Origin of the sequence: Vibrio sp. 10N.247.310.24, assembly GCF_041467175.1 — a bacterium.
Lineage (GTDB): Bacteria > Pseudomonadota > Gammaproteobacteria > Enterobacterales > Vibrionaceae > Vibrio > Vibrio tasmaniensis_A.
Map to the genome: position 1 here is coordinate 46804 of NZ_JBFSUD010000016.1, position 16331 is coordinate 63134.

Sequence of the window (16331 nt, forward strand, 5' to 3'; positions counted from 1 at the left end):
GTAGGGTTTTATTTATCATTTGCCGTCAATAAATAGAACTAAATACATATTTTGTTAGCCATGCTCTTTATTCGGAATTATTTCAATCCATAAGGAGCAAATGGGAGAATGTTTGGATGAGCAACGCGCCTTTAAATAACGGTCGCAGGCGTTTCTTAACCGCAACAACAGCCGTTGTTGGTGGTTTAGGAGCAGCTGCTGTAGCCGTGCCTTTTATTAAATCATGGAACCCGAGTGCCAAGGCGAAAGCTGCAGGCGCACCGGTGGAAGTGGAAGTCAGTAAGTTAGAGCCAGGACAAATGGTTCGTGTCGAGTGGCAAGGTAAGCCTGTATGGGTTGTACGCCGTGCTGAATCGGTGCTAGAGAATCTAAAAGCGATCGGTGGTCAACTTCGTGACCCTCAATCTGAAGCTGAACAACAACCAGAATACGCGCAGAACGAGTTTCGTTCAATTAAGCCGGAATTCTTCGTTGCTGTTGGTTTCTGTACGCACTTAGGTTGTTCTCCAACTTACCTGCCAGATTCTTTTGCAGAACAAGTTCAGGGTGTTAAGTCTGGTTTCTTCTGTCCTTGCCATGGTTCGAAGTTTGATATGGCAGGTCGAGTATTCCAAGGCGTACCTGCTCCATTGAATCTTGTTGTACCAAAGCATATGTATTTGAGTGACACTAAGATCATGATCGGTGTGGACGAGGGAGACGCGTAATGCAAGGATTGCTTGATTGGGTAGAGAAACGTCTACCCGCGATGAATGCTTACAAGAAGCATTTATCTGAATACCCAATGCCTAAGAACTTTAACTTTTGGTACCTTTTTGGTTCTTTAGCAATGTTAGTACTGGTTAACCAAATCCTTACGGGTATTTGGCTGACGATGAACTATGTACCGTCTGGTGAGGGTGCATTTGCTTCTGTTGAATACATCATGCGTGATGTGGAATACGGTTGGCTACTGCGTTACATGCACTCAACAGGTGCATCGGCATTCTTCGTTGTGATCTACCTGCATATGTTCCGTGGTCTAATCTACGGTTCTTACCAAAAGCCTCGTGAGTTACTTTGGATCTTCGGTATGTTGATCTTCTTAGTGCTTATGGCTGAGGCTTTCATGGGCTACCTACTACCATGGGGTCAAATGTCTTACTGGGGTGCTCAGGTAATCATTTCTCTGTTTGGTGCGATCCCTGTTATAGGTGATGACCTAACGCTTTGGATCCGTGGTGACTACATCATCTCTGGTGCAACGCTAAACCGTTTCTTCGCACTGCACGTTATTGCTCTGCCAATTGTACTTCTGCTGCTTATCGTACTTCACGTACTGGCGCTGCACGAAGTGGGTTCGAACAACCCAGACGGTATCGAAACTAAGCTTCCTAAAGGCACAATGGGCGACGACTACAAAACTCAGTTCCCATTCCACAAGGATTACACTAAGAAATACGACATCATTGACTCTATTCCTTTCCACCCATACGGGACGGTAAAAGATATGGTTGGTGTTGCTGGTTTCCTATTCTTGTTCTGTTACGTGCTGTTCTTTAACCCAGAAATGGGTGGGTACTTCCTTGAGCCGCCTAACTTTGAAGCTGCAAACCCGCTGAAAACACCTGAGCATATTGCTCCAGTTTGGTACTTCACGCCGTTCTACGCTGTACTTCGTGCTGTTCCAGATAAGCTGTTAGGTGTAGTTGCAATGGGCGCTTCAATTGTTGTGCTATTCCTACTGCCATGGTTCGACCGTTGTAAAGTGCGTTCTTACCGTTACCGTAGCAAACTGCATTTGATTAACATCATCCAATTCACAATAAGCTTTATTGCGCTTGGTGTACTTGGTGCGCTTCCAGCAACGCCTACATACACGCTATTAGCTCAAATCTTTAGCTTAGGTTACTTCATGTTCTTCGTTCTGCTGTGGTTCTACAGTAAAAATGAAGCGACGAAACCATTACCAGAAAGGGTGACATTCAAATGAAAAAGTGGATTGTAATTTTATTTGCTATGTTGCCGTCACTAGCGATGGCAGCGGGTGCAGGCGTACCATTAGACAAAGCAAACAATGATTTAACAGACAAAGCTTCATTGCAAAATGGCGCTAAGATGTTCATGAACTACTGTTTCGCTTGTCACTCAACGCAGTACCAACGTTATGAACGTGTTGCGAATGATTTGGAGATTCCTTTAGACCTAATGAAGGAAAACCTGATCTTCGATCCTGAAGTGAAAATTGGTAGCTTGATGGTTAACGCTATGCCTTCTGAGCAAGCTGCTAGTTGGTTTGGTGCTCCGCCACCAGATCTAACATTGGTTGCTCGTGTTCGTGGCGCAGATTGGCTATACACGTACCTTCGTACTTTCTATGAAGATCCGTCTCGTCCATTTGGTGTGAACAACCTGGTTTTCCCAAGTGTTGGTATGCCGCATGTTCTTGAAGAGCTACAAGGTATCCCAACGCCAATCTACGATACTCACATGGTCGATGGTGAGGAAGTTAAGGTTGTTGTTGGTACTGAAACGGATGGTTCTGGCGAATTGAGTGCTGGAGAATATGACGAAGCAGTTCGTGACCTCGTTAACTTTTTGGTTTACTCGGGCGACCCTGTTCAACTTGAGCGTCATGCTATGGGTTGGTGGGTAATGGCCTTCTTAGTAATCTTCACTATCATCGTGATTTTGCTGAAGAAAGAGTATTGGCGTGATGTGCACTAATTGTGCTATAATACCGTGCTAATTCCCAAATTATGTTAATGTTCAATGGAGGCTTTAGGCCTCCATTGTTTTTATTTAAAGTGTACTGGAGGGCTCCATGGCTGTAGCTGCCAATAAACGTTCTGTAATGACTCTTTTCTCAAGTGCTTCTGATATGTATAGCCATCAGGTGCGCATTGTTCTTGCTGAAAAAGGCGTAAGTGTTGAAGTTGAGTTGGTTGATGAAAAAAATCTACCAGCAGAGCTTGTTGAACTGAACCCGTACAAATCAGTACCTACTCTTGTTGATCGTGAGCTTGCTCTATATGACTCTAAGATCATCATGGAATACCTAGATGAGCGTTTCCCTCATCCACCATTGATGCCTGTATACCCGGTTGCTCGTGGTAACAGTCGTCTAATGATGTACCGAATTGAGCGTAACTGGTATTCAGTTGCAGAGAAGATCGTTAAAGGCAATGCTGAAGAATCTGAAGCAGCTCGCGTGAAATTACGCAACGACCTACTAACTCTTGCTCCTATCTTCGCTGAGTATGAATACTTCATGAGCGAAGAGTTTAGCCTAATTGATTGTTACCTAGCTCCGCTACTATGGCGTTTACCTGAGCTTGGTATCGAACTGATTGGTCCTGGTTCTAAAGAACTTAAGATTTACATGAACCGCGTATTCGAACGTGATTCATTCCTAGCTTCTCTAACGGAAGCTGAGCGTGAGATGCGACTCGTTCGCTAAGCGTTTATGGATATTTCAAATATGACTCCACGCCGACCATACATGCTTCGTGCATTTTATGAATGGCTGGTTGATAACGAACTGACTCCACACTTGGTTGTTGAAGCAACATTGCCGGGTGTGAGAGTTCCAGACGAGTTTGTTCAAGATGGTCAGATCATTCTGAACATCGCGCCTCGTGCGGTTGGACAACTTGAACTGGGTAACGAAGCTGTGACGTTTAGTGCTCGCTTTAGTGGTCGTCCACACTCTGTGATCGTTCCGCTATACGCAGTGCAGGCTATTTATGCTCGTGAGAATGGTGCTGGTACCATGTTTGAACCTGAAGAGGCTTACATGGAAGCGTTTGAAGAAGGAATTGAAGAAAGTCCTTTTGAAGAACCAGAAAAAGGCCCATCTTTGAGTGTTGCAACAGCAGATCTAGATGCTGAAGAGTCTGACTCAGAACTTGAGCCATCTCGTCCAGCGAAAGGTCGCCCAAGTCTTCGTGTTATCAAATAGCGTTATTTTTTAAATAACTCCAAATACAAAAAAAAGCAGCGATTTATCGCTGCTTTTTCTTTTTGTGCTTACTGGCTTTTATTGATCTGATTCATTTCGTTAGGCTTTACCAGCCAACCAACCAGCTAAGTTGGCTAAGTAAATTCAGAGGGTGTTAGTTTACCGAATTGTCATCTTCACCATATTCAAACGCTCGAATCACCTGCTTCACACCAGAGATATTACGCGCAACTTCTGTCGCGATATCAGCGTGTTCTCGAGAAACTAATCCAAGCAGAAATACTTCTGAATCTTCAGTAATGACTTTGACTTTGATACCGTTAAGTTCAGACTTGGCAAGTAGGGCAGACTTCACTTTAGTGGTAATCCAACTGTCTTTGCTGATAGCACTAACAGACAGTGGCTCTTTCACTCGGATCTGGTTGTGTATACTTTCAACTCCCGTTACTGCTTTAGCTTGGCTTTCAAAAGCACGACGTTCAGCATCTGTCGTTGCTTGCCCCATCAGAACTACTGAACCACGGTAAGAGCTTGCTGTGATACTGACATTGCCGCGAAATGGCGGTTTATTTGTCATAGCTGCAACTTCAAATTCGATATTGTTGTCGCTCCAAATCTCTTTGGTGGTTCGTGTATCTGTGACTAGATTTGCAGTAGTTGCTGCACCAGCAATGAAAAGACCAGCACAACCAGATAACGACAGTGTAAGTAGCGAAACACTAATCAGCTTAAGCAGCTTCATAGAAGTTAATGATTTCATCGTGATGCTCCGTATATCACTCTTCGTGAGCTGGGAAGAGTACTTGATCGATTAGGTCACATAAGCAGTGTAGTGTCACCATGTGTACTTCGTGGATACGTGCTGTACGGTGTGAGGGAATACGAATTTCTACATCGTGCTCACCAAGCAGGCCAGCCATTTCACCACCATCTTTACCAGTAAAGGCGATGATTGTCATATCACGTGTTACCGCAGCTTCCATTGCTTTGATGATGTTTTTACTGTTACCACTAGTAGATATAGCCAGTAAAATATCACCAGTTTGACCAAACGCACGTACCTGCTTAGAGAAGATCTCTTCATAGTGGTAGTCGTTTGCCACAGCCGTTAGTGTGGTGTTATCAGCAGTGAGAGCCATTGCTGGAAGACTAGGGCGCTCGGTTTCAAAGCGATTAAGTAGGCAAGAGACAAATTGCTGAGCATTCGATGCCGAACCACCGTTACCACAACAAAGAATCTTGTTTCCGTTAAGCAGGGTTGCAACCATTGCTTGAGCGGCATGCGTGATTGCGTCTGGCAGAGCTTCTGCCGCCGCAATTTGGATTTGAATACTTTCTGTAAAACTTTCTTTGATGCTGTCTAGCATGTTTATCCTTGGGTAATCGCGTTTTGAATCCAGTCGATAGTGTCATTCGGCCCTTCGATGGCAATGATATCAAACCTGTAATCTGTAGAGTGTACCGACAAGCCTTGCTGCATAAGCCAAACATTGGCTGTTTTGAGTAGCTTTTGTGACTTTTTGGCTGTCACCATTTCAGCGGCATGTCCGTAGCGTGTTTGCTTGCGGTATTTTACCTCAGCAAACACAACTGTTTTGTTATGGCGCATTATAAGATCAATCTCGCCACATTTTGCTATGAAGTTTTCTTCAATTAACGATAAACCGTGGCGAACTAAATAATTTTTTGCCACGGCTTCGTATTTATCACCCACTTGTTTGTGGGTGATTGATGGCTTGGATAGGAACTTACGGCTAAAAAGCCCCATGCTCTGCCCAGCTGATTTCACGTTGAACAACACAGTTGTTGTCGATGGTTAATACGCCGGTTTCACCTGTAATGCTGTAATCTTGTACGGCTTTCATCTGTGGTAGTGCATCCATTAGATAGTATGCATCCATTCCTAGAGCTTGTAGACGCTTTTGGCTGTTCGAGTGTGAAGGCCATAGGTCATTAAGCGCTTTGTTAAGCTCGTTTTTGTTCTCGACTAATAGCGGGATATCGCTGTAGAAGACACCCGTTAGGTCTTCATATTGCTTGTCACCGCTGTTGCTGCGTGAGTTTGAAAACAGTGCAGGTTGGCTAGCATCAGGGTTAATTGCAACTTCAATGAAGGGTTTGATGAGTGTTAGCTCTGAGTTCTTAGCGACAATGTAGACAGAATCGATATCACGACGACTACGTGGCTCTGTTTCTAGGTCTAAGTTAAGTAGCCCATCCATTTGAGCGATACGTTGTTGGCTCTCTTGTAAACCGAAAATCTGATTCACATTACGCTGCAGTTGGCGTTTGTCAGAGAAGAAGCTGATTGCAACGTCGTTGTTGCTGTATTTCTGCCACTCTTTGTTAAATGCTTGCTTAACGCGGTCACCTAAGCGTCCTTTGGGTGCAAGAATAAGTGGGTACTTATAGCCTTGTGCAAAAAGGTGTTTCGCAGCCTGAGCGACTTCTTGTTCTGGCGATAAAGCGAGATAACAAATATTAGTATCTGGTTCTAGCTGAGTTGGAATATTAAGAGCTAATGCTGGAATCGAGTTTTCGTGGTTTTTCTGCGCTTGTTGAAGCTTGGTGATATTGCTCTTAATCAGAGGGCCAACGATGAAATCAACGTTATTCTCTTCCAGTTTCGCTTTAATTTCAGCGGCACTTTGTACGTTGGTATCCATTACGGTCAACGTTGCATCTTCTTCACGCTCTTTGTCATTCATCATCGCAAAGATGAAACCATCACGCACAAGTTGTGCTTGCTTACCGTACTTACCTGTTAGCGGCAGCAGCAGCGCAGTGCTGGTTGGTTTGCTGATCTCTAGTGCCAAGATGTCGGTGATCGCTTGAGGTGTATAAAGCGCTGCTGGGTGACGAGGGTTCTCAGCTAACCAATCAGCCAGGGTTTCCTGTAGGTTTGGAAGGTTCGAATTCAGCGTCTTCATGTAGATAGCCAGTTGCAACCAACCTGAAAGCACATCTTCTGTCGGCGATGTTTTCAGTTCTAGAATCTCGTATTGAGAGTAGCTATTCAGGTTCTGCCAAATACGGTCGGCCGTTTGCTGTTGGCTTTCGTCGCTAGCGTCCAGATATTCAGAATAAAGGACTAACTCACGGCTCGCCTCAAAATACTCGCTTTGCATTTCAGAAATGTTCGCGCGTAGCTCGTGATAATCTTTCCACTGCTCGTTCGGAAGTTTCCACCAAGGCTGGAAGTTCAGTTGGCTATAAGCTTGCTCCGGCTGCGAGTTGTTCACTAACAGTTGAGCGCGCGATAATTGCCATTCCGCTTGCTGCGTTTCGCTCAGCTCTTGTTTTGCTAAGCGTTTGATCAGCAGAGTTGCTTGATCGGTTTTTCCAGCTTGCACAGAAGCCTTAAGCGCCATGATTAACCAGTCGTTTTGTAGACTTCCTTTGCTACTATCCGCCTGCATCATGTAACTTTCAGTTGATTGCACTGGATCTAGTGTAATATCTACGCTCGTTGGTGTTTGAGGACCTGAAGAACAAGCCGCCAATGTAATTGCTAATGCAATTGGAGTGAGTAAGCGTGGTACACTGAGTCTCTTATGGTTCATCGTTGCCATGAGTTCTTTAAATTCCGTATAAATTTGTATCTATATTAATCGTTGAAGTGATGGTAAACAAATGACAGATAACAAAACCTTGCTCACAGAGAGCCCAACTCTCTATATTGTGCCAACCCCAATCGGAAATTTGGGAGATATCACTCAAAGAGCAATTGAAATTTTATCAAGTGTCGATGTTATTGCAGCCGAAGACACACGCCACACGGGTAAGCTGCTTGCTCACTTCAATATATCAACCAGAACGTTCGCTTTACATGATCATAATGAACAAACTAAAGCACAAGTTCTAGTCGAAAGGTTATTAGAAGGTCAGTCTATCGCATTAGTCTCTGATGCGGGTACTCCTTTAATCAGTGATCCAGGTTACCATCTTGTCTCACAATGTCGTCAAGCGGGTGTGAGAGTTGTGCCACTTCCTGGTGCTTGTGCTGTGATTACCGCACTAAGTGCGTCTGGTTTGCCGTCTGATCGTTTCAGCTTTGAAGGTTTCTTACCGCCAAAGAGCAAAGGTCGTAAAGACAAGTTCTTAGAGATCGCAAAAGCAGAACGCACGTGTATCTTCTACGAATCTCCGCACCGTATTACTGATTCTCTACAAGACATGCTAGAGATCTTAGGCCCAGATCGTGAGGTTGTGTTGGCGCGTGAGCTAACCAAAACCTTCGAAACCATCCAAGGTCTGCCACTTGGTGAACTTATTGAGTGGATTGAAGAAGACGCAAACCGTAAACGCGGTGAGATGGTATTGTTAATTCACGGTCACCGTGAAGAAGCGAGCACAGAGTTGCCAGACGAAGCGACTCGCACGCTGGGTATTCTAACCAAAGAACTGCCACTTAAAAAAGCAGCGGCGATGACGGCAGAAATCTACAATCTGAAAAAGAACGCTTTATACAAATGGGGCTTAGAGCATCTAGACAACTAGATAGCTCTTTATAGACTAGATACCTATTTATAGAGTAGCTAACCTGTATTGAAAAGCTTGTGAGGAGTGATGGTAATACCGTCGCTCCTTTTTTTGTGCTTGGATTGTGTGAAATTCGTGCACTTGCTTAATGGTTTGCAGCATATTTGTGATCTCGCTAGACACTGCACACTAATCTCTATACAATCCGCCCTCGGAGTTGAACGGGTAATCGCTGCTTTGCTGATGTCCTTCGGGAGACTGACGTTGAGGTCCTTCGGGAAACTGACGTTGAAGTCCTTCGGGAGACTGGTAGAGGGGAGGAACGTCCGGGCTCCATAGAGCAGGGTGCCAGATAACGTCTGGGGGGCGCGAGCCCACGACAAGTGCAGCAGAGAGAAGACCGCCGATGGCCTCATTTCTTCGGAAGAGGCACAGGTAAGGCTGAAAGGGTGCGGTAAGAGCGCACCGTGCGACTGGCAACAGTTCGTAGCAAGGTAAACTCCACCCGGAGCAAGATCAAATAGGCCCTCGCATTGCGCTGCTCGCGTATGGGGGCGGGTAGATTGCTTGAGCCTGTGAGCGATTGCAGGCCTAGACGAATGGTTACCGCCGCGCAAGCGGAACAGAACCCGGCGTATGTGTCAACTCCACCTATATAAAGAACCCATCATTACTTAACGGTAGTGATGGGTTTTTTGCTTTATATTGACGTTAATTATTTAGATTTCCTTAGAATCCATCATCTTGATATGAGCTTGGGTCAAAAATTCCCAAAGCCTATACACAATATGGTGGAGATACGGCGTGAAATCAGTAAACTAAAACGTTAATAGAACATATTATTGCCGAACTAATGGCTCAATCCATTCACTGAGAAGACTATGACAGAAGCATTCAAACATATTTCAGTATTGCTTAACGAATCTATTGACGGACTTGCGATCAAACCTGACGGTACCTATATCGATGGTACTTTTGGCCGTGGTGGTCACAGCCGTACAATCCTGTCTAAACTGGGCGAGAATGGAAGACTCTTTAGTATCGACCGCGATCCACAAGCGATTGCCGAAGCACAAAAGATTGATGACCCTCGTTTTACGATTATTCATGGCCCGTTCTCAGGTATGGCTGAATATGCAGAGCGTTATGACTTAGTCGGTCAAGTGGATGGCGTATTGCTGGATTTAGGTGTCTCTTCACCACAGCTAGATGACGCTGAGCGTGGCTTTAGTTTTATGAAAGATGGCCCGCTTGATATGCGTATGGACCCAACAACGGGGATTCCTGTTTCTCAGTGGTTAGTTGAAGCGGATCTTGATGACATCACATGGGTTATTCGTGAGTTCGGTGAAGACAAACACGCTCGTCGTATCGCGAAAGGCATCATTGCTTATCAAGAGAATGAAGAGAACGAACCGCTAACGCGCACTGGCCAGTTGGCTAAGCTTATCTCTGATGTCGCTCCAAAAAGCTTCAAAGAGAAAAAACACCCAGCAACACGTGCTTTCCAAGCATTCCGTATCTACATTAACAGTGAACTAGAAGAGATCGATACAGCACTGAAAGGCGCGGCAAGCATTCTAGCTCCTCAAGGTCGTATCTCTGTTATCAGTTTCCACTCGCTTGAAGACCGTATGGTGAAGCGCTTTATCCGTAAAGAGAGCCAAGGACCGCAAGTACCACATGGCCTGCCACTAACTGAAGAGCAGATCAAAGCGCTAGGCAGTGCCGATCTGAAACCAATTGGTAAAGCAATTAAGCCTTCTAAAGATGAAGTGGATGAGAATACTCGTTCGCGTAGTTCAGTACTACGAATCGCAGAAAAGCTATAGTCAATGAAGACCTCCAAACCCAACTTAGCCAAGATAATCTTTTTTGATTTGATCTCCGTGGGCAAAGTCCCATTGGGGCTTCTTATCTGCATCTTTGCGAGTGCGATGGGGGTCGTTCTTACGACACATGTATCACGTCAGGCGATTACGCAAAAAGACATGGCATTGGTGGAGCGGGAACAACTTGATGATGAGTGGCGAAATTTAATGCTTGAAGAGACGGCGCTAGCAGAACACAGCCGCGTTCAAGCATCGGCAAAAAGAGAGCTAGACATGAAACGTCCAGACTCCGACAAAGAAGTTGTGATCACACTGAAATGACCGGTAAAAAGGAAAAAACACCCGCAAAAACCGTTAATGAATCAACGAAAGAGCGAGTGAAGAGCGAAAAGGATTTGGATCCAATTCTTATTAAATGGCGTTTCAACGTTGTTATTGCTTTCGTGTTTCTAGCCTTTGCTGCACTCGTTGGCCGTGTGGCTTACATCCAAATCATTGAACCCGATAACTTAATTCGTCAGGGCGATCTTCGCTCAGTGCGTGTTAAGGCTATTCCTTCTGCTCGCGGTATTATCTCTGACCGCAATGGCGAGCCGCTTGCTGTGAGTGTTCCCGTTGAAGCTGTATGGGCCGACCCAAAAACGATTTTCGATAAAAATGGCATGGCCGAGATTGATCGTTGGTATGCGTTAGCCGATGTACTTGGCCTACAGCGACAATCGATGATCGATAAGATCTCTAGCAATAAATCCCGTCGATTTATTTATCTACAAAGACAAGTTAGCCCTGCGATGGCTAAGTATATCCGTGAACTTAAGCTGGTGGGTGTGGGCCTAAAAGCGGAATCTCGACGTTACTACCCTGCTGGTGAAGTCAGTGCACACCTTATCGGTGTGACCGGAATTGATGGGCACGGCCTGGAAGGGGTTGAACGCAGTTACGATAAATGGCTTACGGGCGAAGCAGGCAAGCGAACGATTCGTAAAGACCGCTACGGACGCGTTGTCGAAAACATTGCGTTAGAAGAACGCGAAGAAGGCAAACCACTAGAACTCACCATCGATCAACGACTGCAGGCGATAGCCTATCGAGCGATTAAGCAAGCGGTGGCCGATCATAAAGCGACCTCAGGCTCTGCAGTATTACTCGATGTGAAAACGGGCGCTGTGTTAGCCATGGTCAATGCACCGTCTTACAACCCGAACAACCGCTCTGATTTACAAAGCTTTAAAATGCGAAACCGCGTGCTGACCGATGCTATGGAGCCCGGCTCAACAGTGAAACCTTTTGTGGTGCTCGCCGCATTAGAAAATGGTACAGCTGATGCGAAATCTATTATTGATACGGGTAATGGCATCATGCAAATTGGAGGTAGCCGAGTACGTGATACCTCTAAAGTGGGCAAGGCTGATTTAGCCTTGATCCTTAAAAAATCAAGTAACATCGGCGTTGCGAAATTGGCGCTTGATATGCCACTTGAAGCGTTACTTGGTATGTACAGTTCGGTTGGTTTAGGCGAAATGTCTGGGCTAAATCTTGTGGGTGAAACGAGTGGTATTTTCCCTAACCGTCGCCGTTGGTCCAAGTTCGAAATCGCGACGCTATCGTTTGGTTATGGCTTATCTGTGACCCCGCTTCAGTTGGCTCATGCTTACGCAACGTTAGCCAACAAAGGCATGTATGAACCGATTCATATCATTAAAAGCAACGACCAAGACTTCTCAAAGCAGATCATCAAACGTGAAAATGCAGAGATGGTATTGCAAATGTTAGAAGGCGTGACTCAAAAGGGCGGAACTGCAACCAGAGCCGCTGTTCCGGGTTATCGAGTTGCGGCAAAAACGGGTACATCTCGTAAAGCCGCTGCGGGTGGCTATAGTGATGAGTATATTGCTATAACGTCGGGTTTTGCTCCAGTCAGCGATCCAAGAGTAGCTCTGGTTGTCGTAGTCAATGAGCCGCAAGGTGACCTTTACTATGGTGGTTCAGTTGCTGCCCCCGTCTTTTCTGAAATCATGAAGGGTGCACTGCAAATACTCAATGTCCCTGCTGATGAAAACAAGTTTCAAGAATAGAGCCAATCAGGATTCAATATGAGTAATAGCCTCACGCTGTCATCTTTACTTTCTCCTTGGGGGGACTTTAGTTCACTTGAGCTAGATGCGATTGCTGTTGAGCAATTGGAGTTGGATAGCCGTGCAATCAAGGAAGGCGATATTTTTGTTGCCATTGTTGGACATGCCATTGATGGTCGTCGCTTTATCGACAAAGCCGTCGCTCAAGGTGCGAAAGCTGTCATTGCACAAGCGAGTGATGACAAAACTCATGGCTTGGTTGAGTGGTTAAATGCTGTTCCTGTTGTTTATGTATCTGAGCTAAATTCAATTCTCTCTGAACTGGCTGGCCGAGTTTATTCTTCTCAAGCGACTAAGTTGATTGGTGTTACCGGTACCAATGGCAAAACCACCATCACCCAATTGATTGTTCAGTGGCTTGATTTGGTCGGCCAGCGTTCGGCGGTAATGGGCACCACGGGTAATGGCTTCTTAGATAACCTAAAAACAGCGGCTAATACCACAGGCAGCGCGATTGAAATACAACGCACACTGAGCGAGTTGGCTGAGGAAAGTGCAGTTTATACCGCGATGGAAATCTCTTCTCATGGTTTGGTTCAAGGCCGAGTAAAAGCGTTGGATTTTGAGGTTGGTGTGTTCACTAACCTGAGTCGTGATCACCTTGATTACCACGGCACGATGGAAGAGTACGCATTGGCTAAGAAAAGCCTGTTTACTCAACACAAATGCAAACATGCAGTGATCAATGTGGATGATGAAGTCGGCAAAGCGTGGATGTCAGATTTGTCCAATGCCATAGCCGTTTCGCTGTCACCGCTAACGGGCTATCAACAATCGGTATGGGCATCTGATGTCGCCTATGCAGAAACTGGGATTAAGCTCTCTTTCGATGGTACCTGGGGGCAAGGTGATCTTTCGGTTCCATTGATTGGTCAGTTCAACGCATCAAACGTACTGGTTGCTTTCGCGACTTTGCTTTCATTGGGCATCGACAAGCAAACCTTGGTCGACACCGCGCCTCAGCTTCAACCTGTTATTGGTCGTATGGAACTGTTTCAAGTTCCGAGCAAAGCAAAAGTCGTTGTCGATTACGCGCACACGCCAGATGCTCTAGAAAAAGCATTGGCTGCACTGCGTGTACACTGCTCAGGAAAGCTGTGGGCTATCTTCGGCTGTGGTGGCGATCGCGACACAGGTAAGCGCCCAATGATGGCGGTAACGGCAGAGCAGTTCGCCGACAAAATTATTATTTCAGATGACAACCCTCGCAGCGAAGATCCTGCACTGATTGTTAAAGACATGCTAGCTGGCTTAAGCGAACCAGAATCTGCATTCGTCGAGCACGATCGCTATCAAGCGGTTAAGTTTGCCCTAGAACAGGCCGGCTGTAATGACATTATTCTTTTGGCTGGTAAAGGCCATGAGGATTACCAAGTATTGAAAGACGAAACGATCCATTACTCAGATCGAGAGTCTGCGCTACAACTTTTAGGTATTTCATAATGATTGATGTATCACTCGAGCAGATTTGTTCAGCGGTGAGCGGTCAGCTGATTGAGGCTGGCAAGTCGAGCAATAGTGTTATTAATGCGGTTTCTACTGACACTCGAACCGTTGAAGAGGGCGCACTGTTTGTTGCTCTTGTTGGCGAACGCTTTGATGCGCATGACTTTTGTCATCAAGCGGTAGAGGCTAATACGAGCGCGTTGTTAGTCGAACGAAAACTTGACCTAAATATTACTCAGGTGGTTGTTGAAGACACTAAACTTGCTTTAGGTCAGCTAAGTGCTTGGATCCACAAACAGTGTAACGTGCCAACCATGGCGATTACAGGCAGTTGTGGTAAAACGACGGTTAAAGAGATGGTGGCAAGCATTCTGCAGCAACGTGGCAAGGTGTTGTTTACCGCAGGTAACTTCAATAATGATATTGGAGTGCCATTAACCTTGCTGCGCAGTGAAGCAAATGACGACTATGCCGTGATAGAACTGGGCGCGAACCACATTGGTGAAATTGCCTATACCACGCAGCTTGTGAAACCACAGGTGGCGTTAGTTAATAACGTAGCTGCAGCGCACTTAGAAGGCTTTGGGTCTATCAATGGTGTGAAACAAGCGAAAGGTGAAATCTTTCAGGGGCTTGCTGTTGATGATACTGCTATTGTTAATCTAGAGAGCAACGGTGGTGACTTTTGGAATGACGTGCTTGCAGATAAAAGCGTGCTGACATTTTCAGAAAGCGACAGCAAGGCGGATTATTTTGCCAAGAATATTTGCATCAATGAGCAAGGTGAAGCGTGCTTTGATATGCAGACACCTCAAGGGTCCATATTTGTTGAGCTTGGTATCATCGGTCAACATAACGTAGCGAATGCATTAGCAGCTGCAGCGTTGAGCATCCAATTTGGAGCCTCGCTTGATGAGGTGAAAAATGGTTTAGCGAATCTGATCTCTGTCAAAGGGCGAGTTGAGGTTCAACAATTAAGTCAGAATATCAAACTCATAGATGACAGTTACAACGCCAGCGTGCCAGCAATGAAGGCGGCAGCGAAGCTACTCTCGAGCTTCAAAGGTCAACGTTGGTTAATTTTAGGTAATATGGCTGAATTAGGCGATGAAAGCCTTGCACTTCACCGTCAAGTCGGTGAATATGCTGCCCCATTCGCTTTTGAGCATGTACTTACTTACGGTGATGATACCAAGGTGATTAGTGAGGTCTGTAATGGTACCCACTTTACAACGCATCAAGCGATGATCGCGCACATAGAGCAGCACCTAAGCTTGCCAGAAAGCGTGTCACATACCTTATTGGTAAAAGGCGCGAATAGTGCAGGAATGAGTAAAATAGCCGCTGCTTTAAAGGAGAACTTTTCATGATAATTTGGCTTGCAGAGCTACTACAGCCACACTTTTCTTTTTTCCGTTTGTTCGAATACTTATCGTTTCGTGCAATCGCGAGTATTTTGACGGCGTTATGTCTGTCACTGTGGATGGGACCTCGTTTAATTGAGCGTCTGCAAATGCTACAAATTGGCCAAGTTGTTCGTAATGACGGCCCTGAATCTCATTTCAGCAAACGTGGCACGCCAACCATGGGCGGTGTGATGATCCTTGCTGCGATCATTATTACGGTATTGATGTGGGCTGATCTCTCGAATCCTTATGTTTGGGCTGTATTAGTTGTACTTGCTGGTTATGGCGCGGTTGGCTTTGTTGATGACTACCGTAAAGTCGTTCGTAAGAACACCGATGGTTTGATCGCTCGCTGGAAGTACTTCTGGCAATCAGCAATTGCGTTAGTCGTGGCGTTTGCTCTGTATGCTCACGGGCACGATACTGCAGCAACTCAATTGGTTGTTCCTTTCTTTAAAGATGTGATGCCACAACTTGGTTTACTGTATATCGTACTAACTTACTTTGTTATTGTGGGAACCAGTAACGCGGTAAACCTAACAGACGGCCTAGACGGCTTGGCCATTATGCCAACGGTTATGGTTGCGGCTGGTTTTGCTGTAATTGCTTGGGCGACCGGTAACGTTAACTTTGCGTCATACTTACACATTCCATACATCCCATACACCTCCGAGCTGGTTGTGGTATGTACTGCTATCGTAGGTGCTGGACTTGGTTTTCTATGGTTCAACACTTATCCTGCACAAGTATTCATGGGCGATGTTGGCTCACTAGCGCTTGGTGGTGCTCTGGGTGTGATCGCTGTGTTAGTTCGCCAAGAGTTGGTATTGGTTATCATGGGCGGTGTGTTTGTAATGGAGACCTTGTCAGTGATACTGCAAGTTGGCTCTTACAAATTGCGCGGTCAGCGTATTTTCCGCATGGCACCAATTCACCACCACTATGAACTGAAAGGTTGGCCGGAGCCACGTGTCATCGTGCGTTTTTGGATCATCTCAATGGTATTAGTACTGGTTGGCTTAGCAACGCTGAAAGTTCGTTAATCCTATCTGAGCCTCTTAATGAGAGGCTCTTTAAAACTATTAAGAGC

General features: G+C 45.6%; 16 protein-coding genes and 1 other RNA gene. 13 read left to right on the top strand and 4 right to left on the bottom strand.

Going from position 1 to position 16331, the window contains the following annotated elements; translation table 11 throughout:
- The first annotated feature begins 116 nt into the window (after window positions 1-116).
- The 5 genes from petA (at window position 117) to sspB (ending at window position 3940) form a co-directional block, all read left to right on the top strand.
- Window positions 117-707 (top strand): ubiquinol-cytochrome c reductase iron-sulfur subunit, encoded by a 591-nt coding sequence (gene petA / locus AB6E08_RS07530; RefSeq protein WP_010434692.1) that lies wholly within the window; start codon window positions 117-119, stop codon window positions 705-707.
- Window positions 707-1972: a cytochrome bc complex cytochrome b subunit gene (locus AB6E08_RS07535; RefSeq protein WP_009848941.1), complete on the top strand. Its 1266-nt coding sequence runs from the start codon at window positions 707-709 to the stop codon at window positions 1970-1972. The genes petA and AB6E08_RS07535 overlap by 1 nt, the downstream gene beginning before the upstream one ends.
- Entirely contained in the window at window positions 1969-2706 is a 738-nt protein-coding gene (locus AB6E08_RS07540) for a cytochrome c1 (protein ID WP_009848942.1), read from the top strand. Before AB6E08_RS07535 ends, AB6E08_RS07540 begins: the two co-directional genes overlap by 4 nt.
- Before the next feature lie 97 nt (window positions 2707-2803).
- Window positions 2804-3439 carry a stringent starvation protein SspA gene (gene sspA / locus AB6E08_RS07545; protein WP_009848943.1) on the top strand — a complete coding sequence of 212 codons (636 nt, stop codon included), beginning with the start codon at window positions 2804-2806 and terminating at the stop codon, window positions 3437-3439.
- A 21-nt stretch (window positions 3440-3460) separates the two neighbouring features.
- Entirely contained in the window at window positions 3461-3940 is a 480-nt protein-coding gene (sspB, locus tag AB6E08_RS07550) for a ClpXP protease specificity-enhancing factor (protein ID WP_372063947.1), read from the top strand.
- A gap of 154 nt (window positions 3941-4094) precedes the next feature.
- Here sspB and AB6E08_RS07555 read toward each other — a convergent pair whose 3' ends face one another.
- The 4 genes from AB6E08_RS07555 to AB6E08_RS07570 are packed head-to-tail and all read right to left on the bottom strand — an operon-like array spanning window position 4095 to window position 7512.
- Window positions 4095-4700 (bottom strand): BON domain-containing protein, encoded by a 606-nt coding sequence (locus tag AB6E08_RS07555; RefSeq protein ID WP_017098300.1) that lies wholly within the window; start codon window positions 4698-4700, stop codon window positions 4095-4097.
- A 16-nt stretch (window positions 4701-4716) separates the two neighbouring features.
- Entirely contained in the window at window positions 4717-5307 is a 591-nt protein-coding gene (locus AB6E08_RS07560) for a phosphoheptose isomerase (protein WP_004729817.1), read from the bottom strand.
- A gap of 2 nt (window positions 5308-5309) precedes the next feature.
- A complete protein-coding gene (locus AB6E08_RS07565; RefSeq protein ID WP_135382847.1) occupies window positions 5310-5708 on the bottom strand; it encodes a YraN family protein in 399 nt (132 codons plus the stop codon).
- A complete protein-coding gene (locus AB6E08_RS07570) occupies window positions 5695-7512 on the bottom strand; it encodes a penicillin-binding protein activator (protein ID WP_372063945.1) in 1818 nt (605 codons plus the stop codon). Before AB6E08_RS07570 ends, AB6E08_RS07565 begins: the two co-directional genes overlap by 14 nt.
- A gap of 61 nt (window positions 7513-7573) precedes the next feature.
- Between AB6E08_RS07570 and rsmI the strand changes: the two genes are divergently transcribed.
- From rsmI to mraY, 8 genes are all read left to right on the top strand, one after another.
- Window positions 7574-8440, top strand: coding sequence for a 16S rRNA (cytidine(1402)-2'-O)-methyltransferase (gene rsmI, locus AB6E08_RS07575; RefSeq protein ID WP_009848948.1), 867 nt, complete (start codon window positions 7574-7576; stop codon window positions 8438-8440).
- A 195-nt stretch (window positions 8441-8635) separates the two neighbouring features.
- Window positions 8636-9075: RNase P RNA component class A (rnpB, locus tag AB6E08_RS07580), an RNA gene on the top strand.
- 228 nt (window positions 9076-9303) lie between these two features.
- On the top strand, window positions 9304-10254 hold the full coding sequence (gene rsmH, locus AB6E08_RS07585) for a 16S rRNA (cytosine(1402)-N(4))-methyltransferase RsmH (protein ID WP_009848949.1): 951 nt from the start codon (window positions 9304-9306) through the stop codon (window positions 10252-10254).
- Window positions 10255-10257: 3 nt separating this feature from the next.
- On the top strand, window positions 10258-10575 hold the full coding sequence (gene ftsL / locus AB6E08_RS07590) for a cell division protein FtsL (protein ID WP_009848950.1): 318 nt from the start codon (window positions 10258-10260) through the stop codon (window positions 10573-10575).
- Window positions 10572-12329, top strand: coding sequence for a penicillin-binding transpeptidase domain-containing protein (locus AB6E08_RS07595; protein ID WP_372063942.1), 1758 nt, complete (start codon window positions 10572-10574; stop codon window positions 12327-12329). The genes ftsL and AB6E08_RS07595 overlap by 4 nt, the downstream gene beginning before the upstream one ends.
- Before the next feature lie 18 nt (window positions 12330-12347).
- A complete protein-coding gene (gene murE, locus AB6E08_RS07600) occupies window positions 12348-13832 on the top strand; it encodes a UDP-N-acetylmuramoyl-L-alanyl-D-glutamate--2,6-diaminopimelate ligase (RefSeq protein WP_372063940.1) in 1485 nt (494 codons plus the stop codon).
- Window positions 13832-15205 (top strand): UDP-N-acetylmuramoyl-tripeptide--D-alanyl-D-alanine ligase, encoded by a 1374-nt coding sequence (murF, locus tag AB6E08_RS07605; RefSeq protein WP_372063938.1) that lies wholly within the window; start codon window positions 13832-13834, stop codon window positions 15203-15205. Before murE ends, murF begins: the two co-directional genes overlap by 1 nt.
- A complete protein-coding gene (gene mraY / locus AB6E08_RS07610; RefSeq protein WP_009848954.1) occupies window positions 15202-16284 on the top strand; it encodes a phospho-N-acetylmuramoyl-pentapeptide-transferase in 1083 nt (360 codons plus the stop codon). The genes murF and mraY overlap by 4 nt, the downstream gene beginning before the upstream one ends.
- Window positions 16285-16331: the final 47 nt, after the last annotated feature.

What these genes read in the sequence shown, in the direction of transcription:
- petA (WP_010434692.1), top strand. Translation starts at nt 117, where the DNA reads ATGAGCAACGCGCCTTTAAATAACGGTCGCAGGCGTTTCTTAACCGCA.
- AB6E08_RS07535 (WP_009848941.1), top strand. Translation starts at nt 707, where the DNA reads ATGCAAGGATTGCTTGATTGGGTAGAGAAACGTCTACCCGCGATGAAT.
- AB6E08_RS07540 (WP_009848942.1), top strand. Translation starts at nt 1,969, where the DNA reads ATGAAAAAGTGGATTGTAATTTTATTTGCTATGTTGCCGTCACTAGCG.
- sspA (WP_009848943.1), top strand. Translation starts at nt 2,804, where the DNA reads ATGGCTGTAGCTGCCAATAAACGTTCTGTAATGACTCTTTTCTCAAGT.
- sspB (WP_372063947.1), top strand. Translation starts at nt 3,461, where the DNA reads ATGACTCCACGCCGACCATACATGCTTCGTGCATTTTATGAATGGCTG.
- AB6E08_RS07555 (WP_017098300.1), bottom strand. Translation starts at nt 4,700, where the DNA reads ATGAAATCATTAACTTCTATGAAGCTGCTTAAGCTGATTAGTGTTTCG.
- AB6E08_RS07560 (WP_004729817.1), bottom strand. Translation starts at nt 5,307, where the DNA reads ATGCTAGACAGCATCAAAGAAAGTTTTACAGAAAGTATTCAAATCCAA.
- AB6E08_RS07565 (WP_135382847.1), bottom strand. Translation starts at nt 5,708, where the DNA reads ATGGGGCTTTTTAGCCGTAAGTTCCTATCCAAGCCATCAATCACCCAC.
- AB6E08_RS07570 (WP_372063945.1), bottom strand. Translation starts at nt 7,512, where the DNA reads ATGGCAACGATGAACCATAAGAGACTCAGTGTACCACGCTTACTCACT.
- rsmI (WP_009848948.1), top strand. Translation starts at nt 7,574, where the DNA reads ATGACAGATAACAAAACCTTGCTCACAGAGAGCCCAACTCTCTATATT.
- rsmH (WP_009848949.1), top strand. Translation starts at nt 9,304, where the DNA reads ATGACAGAAGCATTCAAACATATTTCAGTATTGCTTAACGAATCTATT.
- ftsL (WP_009848950.1), top strand. Translation starts at nt 10,258, where the DNA reads ATGAAGACCTCCAAACCCAACTTAGCCAAGATAATCTTTTTTGATTTG.
- AB6E08_RS07595 (WP_372063942.1), top strand. Translation starts at nt 10,572, where the DNA reads ATGACCGGTAAAAAGGAAAAAACACCCGCAAAAACCGTTAATGAATCA.
- murE (WP_372063940.1), top strand. Translation starts at nt 12,348, where the DNA reads ATGAGTAATAGCCTCACGCTGTCATCTTTACTTTCTCCTTGGGGGGAC.
- murF (WP_372063938.1), top strand. Translation starts at nt 13,832, where the DNA reads ATGATTGATGTATCACTCGAGCAGATTTGTTCAGCGGTGAGCGGTCAG.
- mraY (WP_009848954.1), top strand. Translation starts at nt 15,202, where the DNA reads ATGATAATTTGGCTTGCAGAGCTACTACAGCCACACTTTTCTTTTTTC.